General features: G+C 48.1%; 15 protein-coding genes and 1 pseudogene. 10 read left to right on the forward strand and 6 right to left on the reverse strand.

Annotated features, from left to right (window positions below; all coding sequences use genetic code 11):
• Window positions 1–7 precede the first annotated feature (7 nt).
• A complete protein-coding gene (locus tag AB0763_RS16190; protein ID WP_306099486.1) occupies window positions 8–496 on the reverse strand; it encodes a DUF2938 domain-containing protein in 489 nt (162 codons plus the stop codon).
• Window positions 497–572: 76 nt separating this feature from the next.
• On the opposite strand from AB0763_RS16190, the gene AB0763_RS16195 reads away from it, so the two are divergent.
• From AB0763_RS16195 to AB0763_RS16205, 3 genes are all read left to right on the forward strand, one after another.
• The gene (locus AB0763_RS16195; protein ID WP_306099487.1) at window positions 573–998 is read left to right on the forward strand and encodes a helix-turn-helix domain-containing protein; all 426 of its coding nucleotides are present in this window, start codon (window positions 573–575) and stop codon (window positions 996–998) included.
• A gap of 192 nt (window positions 999–1,190) precedes the next feature.
• On the forward strand, window positions 1,191–2,033 hold the full coding sequence (locus AB0763_RS16200; RefSeq protein WP_306099488.1) for a helix-turn-helix domain-containing protein: 843 nt from the start codon (window positions 1,191–1,193) through the stop codon (window positions 2,031–2,033).
• Between the two features lie 214 nt (window positions 2,034–2,247).
• Window positions 2,248–2,964, forward strand: a complete 717-nt coding sequence (locus AB0763_RS16205; protein WP_368644147.1) for a GNAT family N-acetyltransferase — start codon at window positions 2,248–2,250, stop codon at window positions 2,962–2,964.
• A gap of 228 nt (window positions 2,965–3,192) precedes the next feature.
• Here the strand turns inward: AB0763_RS16205 and AB0763_RS16210 are convergent, their stop codons facing one another.
• Entirely contained in the window at window positions 3,193–4,074 is an 882-nt protein-coding gene (locus AB0763_RS16210) for a DMT family transporter (RefSeq protein ID WP_306099490.1), read from the reverse strand.
• A 127-nt stretch (window positions 4,075–4,201) separates the two neighbouring features.
• Here AB0763_RS16210 and AB0763_RS16215 point away from each other — a divergent pair, with 127 nt between their 5' ends.
• Entirely contained in the window at window positions 4,202–4,660 is a 459-nt protein-coding gene (locus AB0763_RS16215; protein WP_306099491.1) for an Lrp/AsnC family transcriptional regulator, read from the forward strand.
• 121 nt (window positions 4,661–4,781) lie between these two features.
• Here AB0763_RS16215 and AB0763_RS16220 read toward each other — a convergent pair whose 3' ends face one another.
• Window positions 4,782–5,405, reverse strand: a complete 624-nt coding sequence (locus AB0763_RS16220) for a glutathione S-transferase family protein (RefSeq protein WP_306099492.1) — start codon at window positions 5,403–5,405, stop codon at window positions 4,782–4,784.
• Between the two features lie 102 nt (window positions 5,406–5,507).
• Between AB0763_RS16220 and AB0763_RS16225 the strand changes: the two genes are divergently transcribed.
• The 6 genes and pseudogenes from AB0763_RS16225 to AB0763_RS16250 all read left to right on the forward strand — a co-directional run bounded on the left by AB0763_RS16225 (window position 5,508) and on the right by AB0763_RS16250 (window position 11,041).
• Window positions 5,508–6,398, forward strand: coding sequence for a LysR family transcriptional regulator (locus AB0763_RS16225; RefSeq protein ID WP_306099493.1), 891 nt, complete (start codon window positions 5,508–5,510; stop codon window positions 6,396–6,398).
• A 208-nt stretch (window positions 6,399–6,606) separates the two neighbouring features.
• Complete coding sequence (locus tag AB0763_RS16230) at window positions 6,607–7,377, forward strand: metal ABC transporter ATP-binding protein (RefSeq protein WP_306099494.1); 771 nt, start codon at window positions 6,607–6,609, stop codon at window positions 7,375–7,377.
• Window positions 7,378–7,399: 22 nt separating this feature from the next.
• Complete coding sequence (locus AB0763_RS16235; RefSeq protein WP_368644285.1) at window positions 7,400–8,236, forward strand: metal ABC transporter permease; 837 nt, start codon at window positions 7,400–7,402, stop codon at window positions 8,234–8,236.
• Window positions 8,237–8,239: 3 nt separating this feature from the next.
• Window positions 8,240–9,127: pseudogene (locus tag AB0763_RS16240) on the forward strand (metal ABC transporter substrate-binding protein).
• A 184-nt stretch (window positions 9,128–9,311) separates the two neighbouring features.
• A complete protein-coding gene (locus tag AB0763_RS16245) occupies window positions 9,312–9,926 on the forward strand; it encodes a DUF1007 family protein (RefSeq protein WP_306099543.1) in 615 nt (204 codons plus the stop codon).
• Between the two features lie 20 nt (window positions 9,927–9,946).
• The gene (locus AB0763_RS16250; RefSeq protein ID WP_306099497.1) at window positions 9,947–11,041 is read left to right on the forward strand and encodes a nickel/cobalt transporter; all 1,095 of its coding nucleotides are present in this window, start codon (window positions 9,947–9,949) and stop codon (window positions 11,039–11,041) included.
• Window positions 11,042–11,301: 260 nt separating this feature from the next.
• Here the strand turns inward: AB0763_RS16250 and manA are convergent, their stop codons facing one another.
• The 3 genes from manA to mngB are packed head-to-tail and all read right to left on the reverse strand — an operon-like array spanning window position 11,302 to window position 16,326.
• Entirely contained in the window at window positions 11,302–12,495 is a 1,194-nt protein-coding gene (gene manA / locus AB0763_RS16255) for a mannose-6-phosphate isomerase, class I (protein ID WP_306099498.1), read from the reverse strand.
• Window positions 12,496–12,504: 9 nt separating this feature from the next.
• Entirely contained in the window at window positions 12,505–13,644 is a 1,140-nt protein-coding gene (locus tag AB0763_RS16260; RefSeq protein ID WP_306099499.1) for a glycerate kinase, read from the reverse strand.
• A 42-nt stretch (window positions 13,645–13,686) separates the two neighbouring features.
• Window positions 13,687–16,326 carry a mannosylglycerate hydrolase gene (mngB, locus tag AB0763_RS16265; protein ID WP_306099500.1) on the reverse strand — a complete coding sequence of 880 codons (2,640 nt, stop codon included), beginning with the start codon at window positions 16,324–16,326 and terminating at the stop codon, window positions 13,687–13,689.
• Window positions 16,327–16,355: the final 29 nt, after the last annotated feature.

The following is a 16,355-nucleotide window of genomic DNA, read 5'->3' on the forward strand; positions in this document are numbered from 1 at the left end:
ACATCGACTAAACAGGTACCCATTGCAGCGCCAGTGCCGAGAGAAACAGCCCGCAGCCAAACACAGCATGATTAATTACGCTGTGCAATCGAATCGCGTTAGGGTTGGGCGTTCGAGAGCCTGCCACACCGGCGCCCATACCGGGCTGTAAGAGAAAAAAGGGCGCGACAACGGTGGCAATACCGAAGGCAAGTGCAGGGCCAATTGATGGCGCTGTAATCCACGTTGATCCGCAGATCATCACTAAGAGTGCGGCGTAGGCAACCCCAGTCACATAATGCGCCGTCCACCCAATGAATCGCTCAAAACGAATGGGCGGTGATTGTGCAATAGCAGTATGGCGAAATTGACCCTGCCCCAGGTGGCCGACCCAACGTCCAACCATGGCCCAATTGGTTGGCGCAATATTGAGTAAACGCTTTCTGATTGCCCCCCACAAATCCATAACGGCCGTGGCGCCGATCCCGATCAAAATGACAAAAAACAGATGTCCCATAGTGGTTCCCTAGCTGGTGTTGATTTTATCGTTGTGCTAGCTTACAACTTCAAGTTCACTTTAAGTCAAGGGTTGTATGGACATTTCTAAAGTCGCCAAAAAATCGGGTATTCCTGCATCGACGTTGCGCTTTTATGAAGAAAAAGGCTTGATCCGCTCTGTTGGTCGGCAAGGGATCCGCAGAGTGTTTGCCGACAATATTATAGAGCGCCTGGAATTGATCTCATTGGGGCGTGTTGCCGGGTTCTCGTTAGACGAAATCGCCGGCATTTTAGGCACGCAAGATAAGCCTCGCATTGAACGCACGCTCTTGCTGCAAAAAGCCAATGAGCTCGATCATACCATTCAACAGTTAACCGCCATGCGAGATGGCTTAAAGCACGCCGCCGCTTGCCAGGCTCCGAGTCATTTGGAGTGCCCGAGATTTCGTCGTCTCATGAGTCTCGCCGTCAGTGGAGCTCTTGGTGAAAAATCAACTAAGCAACAAAAAAAACAGCAATAGAAGTCTTTATCACCAGCGAGTAACATCACATTTTGTGAACGAAAATGTTGATGCTTATCACACCAATTTTTCACTCGAACGAGATTTGTTTGACTCACCGTCCAAATCTCGTCAAACCACTCAAAAGCCATCGCGACAAATTGCCCACCTTGAACAACACTTATCAAGTCCCCCAAATAGTGAGGTAAAACAATGTCTAATCCACTGTTAAGAAAAGTGTTTTGCATCGAAATTGGCACGGGTATGAGTAAGCTCGTAATGCTGAAACTGGCCGATAACGCCAATGGCAACGGCGTGTGCTTTCCCTCTCATCGTTACTTAGCGGCTAAGTGCGAAATCTCAGAGCGCTCGGTGCGCAATCAGCTAACTTATCTTGTTAAGCATGGTTGGATAGAAATTCAAAACCGCACCAATGGCAAAGGTGGTCAGCGCAGCAATTTTTACTTTTTGAACGAGCAGAAAATCGAGCAGGCCTATCTCGAACAAATGCATCAAAGTGATGAACCCAGCCAGGCCAACAGCGTTGTTAAAAGCCTTGATTTACCGAGCAAGAAAAGCCTCGATTTACCAGCCAAATCACGTCAAAGTGTTGATGCACAATCTGCTCAATGGACTGGGGCAGAGCGCTCTGACAATGGCCTTAAAACCGCTTCAAATCCCAGTCAATCTCAGCAAGTCTCAAACCGACAAACGTCGACTTATCCACAAGGCGGTGGCACCGGTTACCGGTATGTCAATGAAACTGAGCGAGTAAGCAGCGGCACGGTTTGCCACACCTCATATGATACTGAGTCAGTAAAAGCAGGAACCGATTGCCGGGGGGAGGCGGCAAGGGTTGCCGACTACGCGGGCGGCACCAGTTGCCGACATAATCTTTTAAAAAGAAATAAAAAAACTCTGTCGGCAAATCTTGCCACCCTACAAGCGCCCCCGGTGTTTGATGACCAACCCTTTAGTGAGCTAAGAGCGCAAGTGAACCTGGAACAATTTGCCCTCTGCAGGCGAGCGTTGGAATTAGCGATGAATCGACAGTGAAGGATCATGTACATCACGGTGTAACTACAAGCATACCTAGCCGACACATTTAATGCGTTAGGCCGCTCAATTATTCAGGCTGAATATGGCCAAAGAAAAGTGAATGGCAGCATGGAAATCGATGAGAAAAAATCCCTGGTTGTTCTGTCAATATTCATTAAATAGCGTTAAGTTGGTATCACTACATTAAAAAAACAAACCACAGGATAGGGAAGTGTCTGTGCGATTAAATGAATTTGAGCAGCCTATTGGTAGAGACTTGACGGGATGGGTAGCAGCAAAACTGCCTGAGAAAACAACACTGACAGGACAATTTTGCCGTTTAGAGCGCCTTGATACCGCTCGTCATGTTGAAGCGCTCTATGACGCGTTTCAAGATAGCCCCGATGCTCGACATTGGACTTATCTGCCATACGGGCCATTTGGATCTTGTGAGGAATATCGTGAATTCTTAATGGGTATGCAAGAGCAAAGCGATCCATTCCATTACACGGTCATCGATAATGCCACCGATAAACCGGTGGGGACAGTTGCTTTGATGCGCATTGACAGCGCGAATGGCGTAATAGAAATTGGCCATGTGGTTTATTCGCCAAGAATGCAGCGGACACCCATGTCAACCGAAGTCATGGCACTGTTACAGGCTTATGTGTTTGAAGAACTTGGGTATCGGCGATTAGAGTGGAAGTGCGATTCACTCAACAAGCCATCTCGAGCCGCTGCGCAACGTTTTGGTTTTACATTTGAAGGTGTGTTCCGCCAGTTGCAAGTGACTCAAGGGCGTAATCGAGATACGGCTTGGTACTCGCTTCTCGACAGTGAATATGCGGCGTTAAAGTCTGCCTATCAAGCTTGGCTTGCTGCAGGCAATTTTGATGAGTCGGGTCAGCAATTGAGTAAATTGGCGGATCTCATTACCCAATTAAAATAACGTGGTGAGAGGAGTAAACCCAGAACCGTTCAACACAGTGTGCAAGTAAGTCAAAGGCTGTGTGAGCAGGCTGGAACAGGTGTGACAGTTAAAGAGCAGCGGGGCATGAAAGGCTTTGAGCGGTTGAAATCAGTGAGTGTCCTGTTAATCGCTTCTGTCATGTTATGGGAGGACCTTAACCACCTTTAATCAGGTTACCTAATTCACCATACCACTAAAATGTTAGGCCTACTGTCTTGCTTTTACCGTTTTACGACTCGAAGATGGGGAAAGCAGTGTCCCCATCGAGGCTAAAACAATGATTCCGATACCAAAGCACTGCATAATCGTTAACTGCTCTCCCAGAATGAAAAAGCTCACTATGGTTCCAACTACCGGCTCCCCGCTGGTCAACACTCCGTAGCTATTGGTCGGCAACTTACGCAGAGCAAACATCTCCAACATCAAAGGAACGGCACTGGATAGGAGAGCAATAACCAAGGCTAACAAGGCGACCTCTGTATTCATCAAAGCAAACGGCAGGCTATCTCCAAAGGGAATGACCAATAAAGAAGCAAAGATCAAACCCAGAGCAGGCGCTTTACTGCCATAACATTGGCCCACTTCTTTACCCACCAGAATGTACATTCCCCAGAAAAATGCCGCGACGAGGGCATAAAATAACCCTGTCAGTTCTAACTCACTGTGCGATGATGACGATGGTATGAGCAGATAAATACCTATGGCAGCGAAGAGTACCCACAGGTAGTCAGAGCGATTCTGAGAGAAGATAACCGCCACACATAAAGGGCCGGTTAGCTCAACGGCAAGTGCAATGGCAACGGGAACGGTTTTAATGGCCAGATAGAAAAAGAGATTCATCCCTGCTATCGCGACACCGTAAATAAACACGATAAGTATCTCTTGTCTTTTCAAGCGAACTTGCCAAGCTTTCAGACCAAAAAACAAAATGATGGCGGAGATGCTCAGACGAAGCACCGTTACATTCTCAGGACTTAGAGTCGAGAACATGGATTTCGCAATAGAAGCCCCTGCAGTAATGGAGAGCATAGCAATAACCACCGCGATCACGGCTGTGGTGGTATCGAACTGGGTTGATGAAAAGCGCATAAGTTTATCTCGTCAAAGTAATCGTAAACTGAGATAAAATTTATCAGTATTGCTGGTTAAATCTCGTTAATCTAGCTGGTAAATTGATAATATTTATCGATATTGTGGAAATAAAGGACTTGACGATATGGACGCGTTAGACATGAAAATTTTGCAGCAACTTCAGAACGATGCAAAAGCACCAATGAGTGTGGTCGCAGAAAAAGTCGGTCTATCAGAGCCAGCTTGCTACCGTCGAGTGAGGCAATTGAGAAACAGTGGCGTGATTGAACGTGAAGTGGCTATCGTTAACCCTAAAAATATGGGATGGCCATTGAGCATGCTCGTCATGGTCACCTTCGAGAGAGATCACAATGCTATCGTCAATCAATTTTTGACCAGAGTGAATAAGCAACCGGAAGTGCTGAACTCTTGGGTTGTGACGGGTGATCACGATGTTGTGTTACATGTCTTATCTACCGATACCGAGGCTTTTGATGACTTCACTCACCGAGTCTTACACAAAGATGACAGTGTGAAATATTTCAGAACCTCGGTGATTCTAAAACATTCAAAAGCGCATGGAGCGATCCCTCCTTCATTATAAATTCGCGCAGAGCCTATGTGTGCCTAATGCTGCGAAGCGTTTTACTGAATCTGAGTACCAATGTCTGACGTAAGAGTATTATTCGCTTTAGCCACCACAAAGTTCGGTGGCTAAAGAGACGTCATACTCCCTCACACAACCCGACGTTTGATTGCGCCATCGGCACAAAGCCGGGTAAGTGTTCTACGCGAGTCAGCCAAGCTCGCAGGTTGGGGTAGTGGGCCAAAGTCACACCCCCCTCCGGCGCCAACTTGATGTACGCGTACAAAGCCAAATCGGCAATCGTCGGGATGCTCCCTACCAACCAGTGGCGATCATTTTGGTAATGTTCCAGTTGGCTTAACAGTTTGTTGGCATCGTGGGTGAGAGGGGCTTTGTCTATATCGCGAGCGAACAAATTCGCCGCACGCAGTTTCGCGATTGAGCCCGCTAAACGGTGAGCGGCGAGTGACAAAAATTGCTCGATATGGGCGCGAACGGTTGGCGAACTCGGTAACCATTGCTGCTTGGTGTCATATTGGCTGGCCAGATACACCAAAATCGCATTGGAATCGGCGATAACCTGGTCACCATCGACCAACACCGGAACTTGACCAAACGGATTCAACGCCAAAAAGGCCGGTTGTTGATGCTCGCCAGCAGGCAAATCAACCGTCACGAGCTCAAACTCCAATTCAAGCATCGTCAAGAGCAGGTGCGCGCGGTGGGCATGCCCTGAAAAAGGGTGCCAGTAAAGTGTCATCATGGTTTTTTCCTCAACAAGGGTCTGTGCGATATTTAAGAACAACTTGCCAACAAGAAAAACCCCGCTAACATGGAATGATAATTTCCAATATGTTGATAATTTATGGATACTATTGATGGAATGAGAACAGTGGTGGCCGTGATTGAGACAGGATCATTCACGGCAGCGGCAGAGCGTTTAGGTATGTCTAAATCTTTGACCTCCAAATACGTGAATCGGGTTGAAGAGCAACTGGGCGTGCAATTGTTTCATCGCACCACGCGAAAACTGTCGGTCAACCCATCAGGCCAAGCCTACTATCACCAAGCGCTACAGGTCTTGTCTGAGTTTGATCAGCTCTACCATCAACTCAACGTCGACCATACTAAGGCTGCTGGCCCTTTGCGCATCACTGCCTCCCAAGGGTTTGCTGAAGAACTGCTCAGCCCAATGCTGCCCGAGTTTCACGCTCGCTATCCAGACATTGAGATTGACATTATCGTCACCAACCAAAAACTCGACTTAGTCGAGCAGGGGATCGATATCGCGTTTCGTGCCAGTGAATTGGCCGACTCCAATTTTCGCTATCGAAAGATCCTGTCGCTACACAGCTCAGTGTATGCTACGCCGCAATTAGCCCAAGATCATCGAGCAAATAACGCCCCATTACCCTGTCTTATCGATAGCAACCTACACCCACATGCTCGATGGCCTCTAACCAACGCCTTAAGTCATAGTTCAAACCGCATCGCCGTACGTACAGTGTTAAAAAGCAACAGTCCGAGACTGATTCGGCAGTTGACTCTCTCCGGTGTTGGCGCCAGTTATCAACCCGATATTGTCGTGGCACCCTATGTCAAACAAGGCGTCTTACAAAAACTGGATATCGGCTTTAAAACCCTAGACTATCCGCTCAACGCACTTTACCGAGGCGGCAGTTATCAACCCAAGCGCGTTAAGGTCTTTTTGGATTTTGTCACGCAACAACTGCACGGCACTCATCAAGATCAATAGCAAGCTAATATAAGCGATCATTTTTATATAAAATTGCGATTTGTTCTGGCGCTATTGTTATGTTATAACATACTAATTGTTATTTGAGAGACTTGATAAAACCAATGAATAAAGTCGCCACATCTTTTCATTTTCCATTGATATTCAGACCCTTATCTCACTCTGCCTTGGGGCGTATCGCTTTGATCACCCCAGTGGTCGCCATTTTATGGTTAGCCATATACTGGGCGGTATTGCTGCCATGATACAACTGGACAAGGTGGTACTCGGCTATCAAAACACGCCGTTGACCCCGCCTATTTCAGGGCGCTTTGAACCTGGTAGCCTCACCGCGATTGTCGGGGAAAATGGCGTCGGAAAATCAACGCTTATTCAAGCACTGACACAAGGTAATACGCAACTTTCTGGCCAAATCCACTACGCCAAAGCCAGAGAAAACCTAATGGCTTGCCTACCACAGCACGCGCACCTCGACCGCAGTTTTCCAATCCGTGTCTTTGATGTTGTGGCGATGGGCTGTTGGCCACAAACCGGGTTGTTTCGCGCGTTAAAAGGAGTGCAGTCTGCACGCGTACACCAAGCGCTGGTCAAAACGGGTATCGAGCGCTTAGCCAACAACACCATCGATACTTTGTCGGGCGGGCAATTTCAACGCATGCTGTTTGCTCGCTTACTGGTACAAGATGCCCCAGTGATGATCATGGATGAGCCCTTTGTTGGCATCGACTGCCAAACTCGCCAAGCCTTGATGACGTTAATCGAACAACTGAATCAAGGTGGAAAAACCTTAATCGTCGTATTGCACGATATGGAGATGGTCGAGGCGTTTTTCCCCAACTTACTGATGCTAAAGCAAGACTTGGTGCAATGGGGAAAAACCGCTACCTTGCTGCCGCATTATGGCCACACCAGCACAATGGGTACACCGTCACCATTAGTTAACCCAGGAGAGCAAAAGCTTGAACTTGCACGTCCTTGATGCCTTTATCGAATTTGGCTTTATGCGCCGTTCGTTAATTGCTTGCCTGGCACTCTCTGTCAGCCTGACGCCACTGGGGGTCTTTTTATTGCTCAGAAGAATGAGCCTAGTCGGTGATGCGCTTTCTCATGCGGTCTTACCGGGCGTGGCGATCGGCTATTTGCTTTCTGGTATGTCGTTATTGGCCATGGGACTGGGCGGTTTTATCGCGGGGCTTTTGGTGGCATTGCTCTCTAGCGTTATCAGCCGAGCAATAAAATTACACGAAGAAGCCGCGTTTGCCGGATTGTACCTTGGCTCATTGGCCCTTGGGGTAACGTTGGTTTCTCTGCGCAGTACCGGTATCGATTTACTGCATTTACTGTTTGGTTCGCTCCTGGCGGTGAGCAACGAATCCTTGATGTTTATTGGCCTTATCAGCACATTTACGGTGATTTTATTGGCCATTTTTTATCGTTCTCTTGTCTTTGAGTCGTTTGATGCCGCTTTTCTCACCTTGCGGGCACGGCGTTTACCTACCGTGATACAAGCGGTGTTTATGGCGGTGGTGGTGATGAATCTGGTCGCCGGATTTCAGGTTTTGGGTACCTTGATGACCGTCGGACTGATGATGTTACCGGCCATTGCCGCGCGTTGTTGGTCAAATCACTTACCTGTGATGTTGATAGTGGCGATGTTGGTGGGCTTTTTTAGTGCTTGTATTGGTTTGACATGGTCTTGGTATCAATCGATTCCAGCCGGTCCCGCGATTGTATTAGTGGCGACTATCGCCTTTTTAATCTCGGTGCTGTTTGGCACGCACAAAGGTGTTTTTCCCTTAGGAAAAAGCGGTTTTTTACATAAAATGATAAAGGAATAAAGAATGAAGGTTTGGCAAAAATCAATCTTGGCGCTGTCGGCGAGCGCGGCGTTAACTCCCGCAGTGATGGCGAAAGACCTCGATACCGTGGTCAGCTTTTCTGTGATGGCCGATATTGTTAAGCAAGTGGGCGGTGAGCATGTTCACGTCACCACGCTCGTTGGGCCTGATGGCGACCCGCATACTTTTGAGCCGGCGGCCAAAGACAGCGTCACACTCAAACAAGCCGATGTGGTGTTTATCAACGGACTGGGTCTTGAAGGTTGGATGGATCGCTTGGTGACTGCGTCGGGTTATCAAGGTGACGTTGTCACAATGTCCAATGGTGTCACGACGCTAACCATGGAAGAAGACGGTGAGCATCTTATCGACCCACACGCGTGGAACAGTGCGAAAAATGGTGCGATTTATGCCCGCAATGTCATGAATGCGCTCATCAAAGCTGACCCAGAAGACGCGGACTATTACAAAGCTAAAGGGCAGGCTTATATCGAGCAGTTAGAAAAACTCGACCAGTGGGCGAAAAGCGAATTTGCTGAGATTCCAGTAGAGAAACGCAAAGTCCTCACCAGTCACGATGCCTTCGGATATTTTGGCGAGGCTTATGGCGTGAGTTTTCTCTCACCCGTTGGTGTATCAACAGAAGCCCAGGCCAGTGCAAAAGGCGTGGCTGAGCTCATCGATCAACTCAAGTCAGAGCATATTTCGGCTTACTTTATTGAAAATCAAACCGACCCGCGATTAGTTGAGCAAATTGCCAAAGCCAGCGGCGCATAACACGGCGGTGAGTTATTCCCAGAGGCTTTATCTCAATCAGGAGAAGAGGCCGATACTTATGCCGATGCGTTTAAACACAACGTGGAAGTCATGGTAACCAGCATGAAAAAGTAAGCCAATAACGGGTTGGGGAACAAGATGGAAACCCAACCCATTTTAACGTGAGTTGGTATGGCTCAAAAGGAACAAAATCGCTCGAGAGGTGTCGAAAAATACCTAACGTTTAGTTTTATTTTTTAATGTGGTGAATATGAGTTTGGGGTATTGGTTTAAAAAGGGCAGCGTTTGCGGCGCCCTCATGGTGTTAGTGATGAAGACAACCACGGCTTGGGCTCATCCACACTCTTGGATTGACACCACCACTACGATTGAAGGAGATGGCCAATCGATTACGGGGTTTCATATGGCGTGGACTTTTGATCCAATGACCACGGCCTACATGCTTGATGGTGAAGACATGTCTGCCAGTCAGCGCGAGCAAACCCTGCACAAGGTGGCCTTATCTGTGATCAATAATATGCTGTCGAGCCACTACTTTACCTACTTTTTTGAGCCTGATGGCAAAACGCCGATCCGCTATCAACAAGTCGACACCGCCACTCTCACCATGGACAAAGGCAAAGCGACATTGCGCTTTGATTTGCCCTTGGTCAAGCCGTATCCCTTTAATGGCAACTCGCTCACCCTCAAAATCTTTGATCCAACGTATTACGTTGACATGTCGTGGGACGATAAGCACCCATTGCAATTATCAGACACGTTGCGCTCTCACTGCCAGGCCCAAATTATTGAGCCCAATCCAACGCCCAAACAAGTCAGTTATGCGATGTCGATTCCCGCCGACGCCGACCCTGACGACGCGCTGGGGCAACTCTTCACTCAAACTGCCAAAATCACCTGTGAGCCATCTTAAGGCTGGCAAAGGAATCTGTTATGTCGTCCGTTTCTCATTCTAAATCTGAATCTCCCCACCAAGAGGCCGACTCAGCGGCGCCGATAGCCCCTGCTCAAACCAAACGAGCTTTTAAGGTGATATGGCAAAGTGTGGCCTTAATCGCCCTTGTTGCGGCCGGTTATGGCATATGGTGGCAATGGCCAACGATTTTGCTTACCTCGCTCCAATGGCAAAAACAACTGGTCAATCAAATGAGTGAGTTGCTCTATCTCACCCATCAAAACCGCGAATCCATGTGGCAATTGGCGCAAATTAGCTTTTTATATGGCATGTTCCACTCATTGGGGCCTGGTCACGGCAAAGTGGTGGTGAGTACCTATTTGGCCACCCACAATACCAAAATCAAAATCGGACTTTATATCACCATCATCTCGGCGTTGGTGCAAGCGGTGACGGCGATTGTGTTAGTGACAGGCGTCTTATTGGTGCTTGAAGCGTCGATGCGCCACTTAAATGGCGTGGTTAATCAGTTCTTCCACGCCAGTTATGCCGGGGTGTTTTTGCTCGGTGGTTACATTGTATGGCAGGGGATAAAGCAATGGCGCCGCGGCCGCGCTTCAGATCATACTCACGACCATCACCATCACCATCACCATCACCATCACGGAGAGCATAGTCACGACGAAATCCATCATGCTCACAACCACCATCACGGTGAACATGACCACCACCACAGTGCAGACTGCGGCTGTGGTCACAAACACTTAGCCTCCGCCGACGAGCTCAATCAGGCCACCACACTTAAAGAGTACGCCGCCATGGTGATCAGTATTGGCTTGCGGCCGTGTACCGGCGCAGTCTTGGTGTTGTTTTTTGCCAATTTGGCCGATGTCTATTGGTTGGGCGTGGTCAGCAGTTTTTTAATGGCCGTCGGCACGGCCATCACGACCTCAAGCATTGCGCTGATGACTGTATCGGGACGTAAATTTGTCCGCTTCTATTTAAAAGACTCAAGTGTGACGCGCATTAACATATGGCCTTGGCTGCGTATGGCGGCAGGGCTGTTGTTAATGCTGGTGGCGGTGATTTTATTTAATCAAGGCGGTTTTGGTATGTCGCCAATGTTTAATTGATGTGATATGCCGCGAAGGCCACGATTGAATCAAATTGGAAAGGGAATTTTTGTTCACAAAGGGTGAGAAGCAAATAACCAGGTAGGGTAGACCTTTTATTTTTCCCTGCGTCGCAGAGGTTTTTTTACATCATTTCAGTAACCAATAACCAAATGACGGATCGACATTTGAACTGAAACCATGAACAGGTTGTTATTTGCTTCTCAAAATGGTCTTTACTCTGGCCGATCGCTAACCAGAGTAAAGTTCAGTGCTAATGGCTAATTAAACGCTCGTGCTAAGCGCCCTTGGCCATGGTATTGATACTGCTCTGCAAGGTGGTTAATCAATATCGATTCACCCGCTTTTAAGGTGATGGTTTTGGTTGGGTGATCGACGGTAATTTCCCCTTCAATACAAAAGAGAATCTCGGCGCTGCGCACAAACAAGGTGTTTTCCATCGGCTCTACGGTCACGATTTCAAAGGCAAAATCATCAACCGGAATCGGGTAACTCAAGCGACCTTGTTTATTTACAGGAGCTAATTTTAAGTCCTGAGGTTCAATACTGACAAATTTTGTATTGGCGATCAGCTCTGGCACATCAATGTACTTAGGAGTTAAACCAGCTCGAAGCACATTGTCTGAATTGGCCATGATTTCCAAAGCAGTCCCTTCGACATACGCATGTGGGGTTTCTGCGTGTAAAAACATCGCTTCACCTGGTGCCAGTTCAATGGTGTTGAGAAATAAAGGCGCAAATAAACCAATATCCCCTGGGTAGTGCTCGCGAAATGAGCGCGCGTATTGCAAGGCTTCTCGCGCCATAAACGAAGTCACCTTACTGTCGATAGCGCGGTTTAATTCTTCTAACGCCACGCTTTTACGTTCGCCTTCCAAGGTCATTAACGCCGAAAAGAAACTCTGTAACTGCTGCTTACCCGGCGCCGCTTTTAAGGCTTCGATGTTGCTTTGCAGGCTGTCTATCTTGGCTTGTTCGAATAGGCTAATAATATCTTTGATAGGTCTAAAGCCATTCATAGCTTTATAAAAGGTTAGCGCGTAAACCAGTTCAGGCTTGTGGTTTGGATCCTTGTAATTGCGATGGGCAGCGTTTAAAGGGATCCCTTGTTGGTTCTCTCGCTCAAAGCCTATTTCGGCATTGGCTTTGTTGGGGTGTACCTGAATCGAAAGTGGGGTTTTAGCGGCCAATACCTTAAACAGAAAAGGCAACTCGCCAAAACGGCTTGACGTATAAGTGCCTAAAACCGCCGCTTTATCTTGATTGATGATCTCTGAGATCAGCGCATCGGTTCCGGCGATTTTTGAGCAGCCATTGGGGTGAGCCCCCATCCACATTTCCGCTTGGGGTTCACCGCTTGGGTTGGCAATGCCAAACAATTCTTCAATCGACGTTTGGCTGCCCCACGAATAGTGTTGAATGGGGTTATCGAGCTTAAATAATAAATCAGACATAATGAGCCTCTACGACAACTGCTGGCCAAGGCGAAGTGTGGCAGCAATGTTGCGCGAAGTGCGGATAACATTGGCTTCAGCTTCGGCCAAAACTTGGGGTAATGCTTGTGGTGAGCGAACACTGTCAAAGACAGCGGTTATTTTCGAATACAAAGGCGTCAGATCTCGTCCATTGGAACCGGCAATCGCAATCACGGGGATGGCGAGTTCTGCGGCCAGTGAGGCGATGCCCCAGGGGGTTTTGCCTTGTACGGTTTGGTGATCCATCTGCCCTTCACCGGTGATGAGTAAATCGCTGCCGGCGATGACGTCTTTGGCATTGAGCATGCTAAGCACCATGTCTATACCGGCCACCATTTGTAAATCAAACGCGACAGAAAGCCCCAGTGGTGTGCCGCCTGCAGCGCCAAACCCTTTAGTGGTATGGGGGTCAAAAGACGTATGCAGTTGTGCCACACTGGCAAAGTCGGCTAAGGCGATGTCGAGAGCATCGACCATCTCAGCCGTCGCCCCTTTTTGTGGGCCAAACACCACACTGGCGCCATGTTGACCGTACAACGGGTTATCGACATCACACGCCACAATCAACTCGACGTGTTGGCAGCGAGGATCGAGATCGGTGACATCGATTTCGGCCAGATTCGACAAGGCTGCACCGCCTCTGGGTAACGTTTGACCTTGGGCATCGAGTAACCGTCCACCAAGTGCTTCGATAATGCCGGCACCGCCATCATTGGTGGCACTGCCTCCTAAGCCGAGGACAATTTTATCCACGCCAAGGGAAAGGGCTTGGCGGATAATTTGGCCGGTTCCATAGGTCGAGGTGATCATAGGGTTACGCTCACTGATGGGCAGTAAATCAAGCCCCGAGGCGGCCGCTATTTCAATCAAAGCGGTTTTGCCTTTATCCAGCAATGCCCATTGCGCAGACACAAGTTCGCCATTCGGGCCTTCAACGCAACTGGTTTGCCACTCACCACCGAGTTGTGCCATCAGTACTTCGACCGTCCCTTCACCGCCATCGGCCAAGGGCAGGTGAAGGTAGTCAGCCTCTGGGTAAATGGCTTTGAAGCCTTGCTCCACTGCGACACAAACCTGCTTGGCACTGAGCGATTCTTTAAAGGAGTCAGGTGCGATTACAATCTTCATTTGACTTACCTTGGCACCGCAGTAGTGCGGTGCCAGTTTGGGTTAAAATTTAACTTGGAACGATTTCACTTGGCACGGTTTTAATTCGCCAAACGATTGACTGTCGACGGCAGTTTCGAGCAGAGCTTCATCCAGTTGCGTTTCTTGCCATTGTGTCACTGGGCTAGTGAAAGCGACGCTATCGGCAATCGTATCTGTTTCTGATGGGTTATAGACACGTAAGATCAGGGCTTCACGGTCTTCGGCTTTCTTCAATACGCTCAGTACCGCACCGTCAATCGACTTATTCAGTAAGCTGTAGGACAGTGGTAAGTTTTGCTCACCGACGTTGAGCTTCATCGCGTTGTACGGAATCTTGTTGTAGCACTGAATTGGGGTGACGTTCTCACGTGCCGCTGCCATGACATTGGCAGAGAGGTGATCGCCTTTAAAGCCAAATAACGCAAATTCGCACACGATTTTGCCGCGTACTTGCGAGTCTGGCGCTGGGATCTTAATACCAGACGGGCGTCCAGGGCGAAGCAGAAGATTCTCTTTGCCAAGGACACCAACCCCTCTAAACAGTGTCAAGGCAAAGGTGTCACGCTCTTGGTTGCCTTGGCTGGAGATGATTTCAAACTCTCTCAGACCATTGGTCATAACAGCGATACCGCCTTGTTTGTTTTCGACTGCGGCGAAGTTCATCAACTGATAAACCGGCACAGGGGCTTCTTTCCAACCGTCTTTTTCCCAGTTCGCCATTTCGGCATCGTCAGTTGGGCGAGTGATCAAGCCAAATTGGTTATCAGCGACCACGGTTTTCGAAACAAATGGCGTTGGCACTAACACGCGCACACGGTGGTCATCGGCTTGGTTGTCGAGCTCCATACGCACTTCAATGCGACGTGAACCTTGTTTTAGCGTCACTTGGCAATCGATGTCGACATAACCATTTTTCTCTTCTCCCGCTTCACGCTCCGCTAAATCCGCAGGGACAGGCATACGAGCTTGAATTGACGCCACCGACTGGAAGCCTTGGTGATCAATCTCGATGGTGTGTTGACATTCATCGGAATACAGAAGCCACTCACGACGAGAAGGAGAGTAGTCATATTCATCGCCATCATCAGAGCCATCTTCGATTTTGAGTGCTTGCTCATAAACATGATCTGAGGCTTTATCGAGAATGGTTAACGTGCCGTTGGTATTGACATTAATGCGGTAAAACTCGTTCTCTAATACATTGTCGCCTGACTCGGCCGATTTGAGCAGGCCGCGCTCATTGCCTTTGATGTGTAAAGTGGTAAAGCCCATCGCAGGTACGGTGTATTTAAATTGAATGTCGTATTCAACAAATGGGTCGTAGTTACCATAGTGAACGATTTGACGGTCAATTTTACCTGGGTCAATTTCGCGCTGATCTTGGATAAAGTATTCAACCTGGTTGCCATCTTCATCAAAGAGATCAAAAGACTGAGCGCGAATCGTAATTGTGGTGTTAATGATTTCTTCGCGCTCATAAGGCATAAGGTTGAACAGGGCCAGTTTGTCACAACCTTCTTTGGCTGGCATATGATCAACAATTTTACGTTTGTAGAAGTTAATCAAGTTGGTGGCCATGTCGTCGGCTAAGATGTAACGGTTTAAGATCTCGGCATGAACCTTGTCTGAGCAGCAACAGCCAATCGAGTCGTGAGCGTGGTTTTTCATGCTCTCTTTCCACATTTTTTCAATCAGGCCGTGGTGATATTCAAAACCCAGTTTCCAAGCGATAGACGCAAGCGGCTCTAGAATATTAACAATTTTGTTTTCCACTTCAGCGTGGATGAGTTTGATATCCATACGAGTTGAAGAAATGGTGCGGTGAACACGCATGTATTTACCATCGTTGAACTCGCCTTTGATGGTATCCAATTTCTCTCTTTGCTCTTCTAGAAGGGCAAAGATGTCTTCATAGCGACTCATGTGGAACGATTTGTCTGGGTAAATCTCTCTGAGTTTGTCCATGACCTCAAAAATATCTTGCTGAATCGGCATTTGGTCATGGCCGTTTGGCAATAAGATATTTTTAGTGACAGATGGTTTTTCTAATACCGGGAAGTATTTATCTAGGCGGGCACGCAGGCCGGCTTCGTCTTGTGGCAAGTATTTACCAATCGCATAACCCAAAGGCAGTACTTGAGCAATGACTTCACTGCCGTCGTTGGATTGCCAAACGAACTCGGTTTTGTCAGTGCCGTGACGCTCAGAGCAGCCGCGCCAGAACATAGCATGACGAATACCAAAGCCTTGATAAATGGCGGGCAGTTGTGAGCTCATCGAAAATGAATCTGGCAAATAGCCAATTTTCATCGGTTCGCCAAGTTCAAGACAGTCACGAAGGCCGTACATCATGTTGCGCACGATCGATTCACCTGAAACTTGCATGGTGTCCGTTTGAGAGTACCAAGGGCCGATGATTAATTTTCCGGCTTGTACCAGCTTGCGAACGCGCTCTTTGTTTTCCGGTTTGATGGCAAAGTAGTCTTCAATGACTGCCGTTTGGCCATCGAGAACGTAATATTTGTAATCGGGATCATTCTCCAAACGGGTCATGATCTCTTCCATGTTGTTGACAAGGAGAATGCGAGACTCTTCCGTGGTGAAATACCATTCACGGTCCCAGTGCATGTGTGGAGTAATATGAACGCGAGTATCAGTCATAGTCTTTTACCATTAGGCCACGTGTGCCT

The organism is Vibrio sp. HB236076 (genome assembly GCF_040957575.1).
Taxonomy (GTDB): domain Bacteria; phylum Pseudomonadota; class Gammaproteobacteria; order Enterobacterales; family Vibrionaceae; genus Vibrio.

Bases quoted from the DNA above. Each gene is read 5' to 3' on its own strand.
- AB0763_RS16190 (WP_306099486.1), bottom strand. From the start codon at position 496: ATGGGACATCTGTTTTTTGTCATTTTGATCGGGATCGGCGCCACGGCC.
- AB0763_RS16195 (WP_306099487.1), top strand. From the start codon at position 573: ATGGACATTTCTAAAGTCGCCAAAAAATCGGGTATTCCTGCATCGACG.
- AB0763_RS16200 (WP_306099488.1), top strand. From the start codon at position 1,191: ATGTCTAATCCACTGTTAAGAAAAGTGTTTTGCATCGAAATTGGCACG.
- AB0763_RS16210 (WP_306099490.1), bottom strand. From the start codon at position 4,074: ATGCGCTTTTCATCAACCCAGTTCGATACCACCACAGCCGTGATCGCG.
- AB0763_RS16215 (WP_306099491.1), top strand. From the start codon at position 4,202: ATGGACGCGTTAGACATGAAAATTTTGCAGCAACTTCAGAACGATGCA.
- AB0763_RS16220 (WP_306099492.1), bottom strand. From the start codon at position 5,405: ATGATGACACTTTACTGGCACCCTTTTTCAGGGCATGCCCACCGCGCG.
- AB0763_RS16225 (WP_306099493.1), top strand. From the start codon at position 5,508: ATGGATACTATTGATGGAATGAGAACAGTGGTGGCCGTGATTGAGACA.
- AB0763_RS16230 (WP_306099494.1), top strand. From the start codon at position 6,607: ATGGTTAGCCATATACTGGGCGGTATTGCTGCCATGATACAACTGGAC.
- AB0763_RS16235 (WP_368644285.1), top strand. From the start codon at position 7,400: ATGCGCCGTTCGTTAATTGCTTGCCTGGCACTCTCTGTCAGCCTGACG.
- AB0763_RS16245 (WP_306099543.1), top strand. From the start codon at position 9,312: ATGGTGTTAGTGATGAAGACAACCACGGCTTGGGCTCATCCACACTCT.
- AB0763_RS16250 (WP_306099497.1), top strand. From the start codon at position 9,947: ATGTCGTCCGTTTCTCATTCTAAATCTGAATCTCCCCACCAAGAGGCC.
- manA (WP_306099498.1), bottom strand. From the start codon at position 12,495: ATGTCTGATTTATTATTTAAGCTCGATAACCCCATTCAACACTATTCG.
- AB0763_RS16260 (WP_306099499.1), bottom strand. From the start codon at position 13,644: ATGAAGATTGTAATCGCACCTGACTCCTTTAAAGAATCGCTCAGTGCC.
- mngB (WP_306099500.1), bottom strand. From the start codon at position 16,326: ATGACTGATACTCGCGTTCATATTACTCCACACATGCACTGGGACCGT.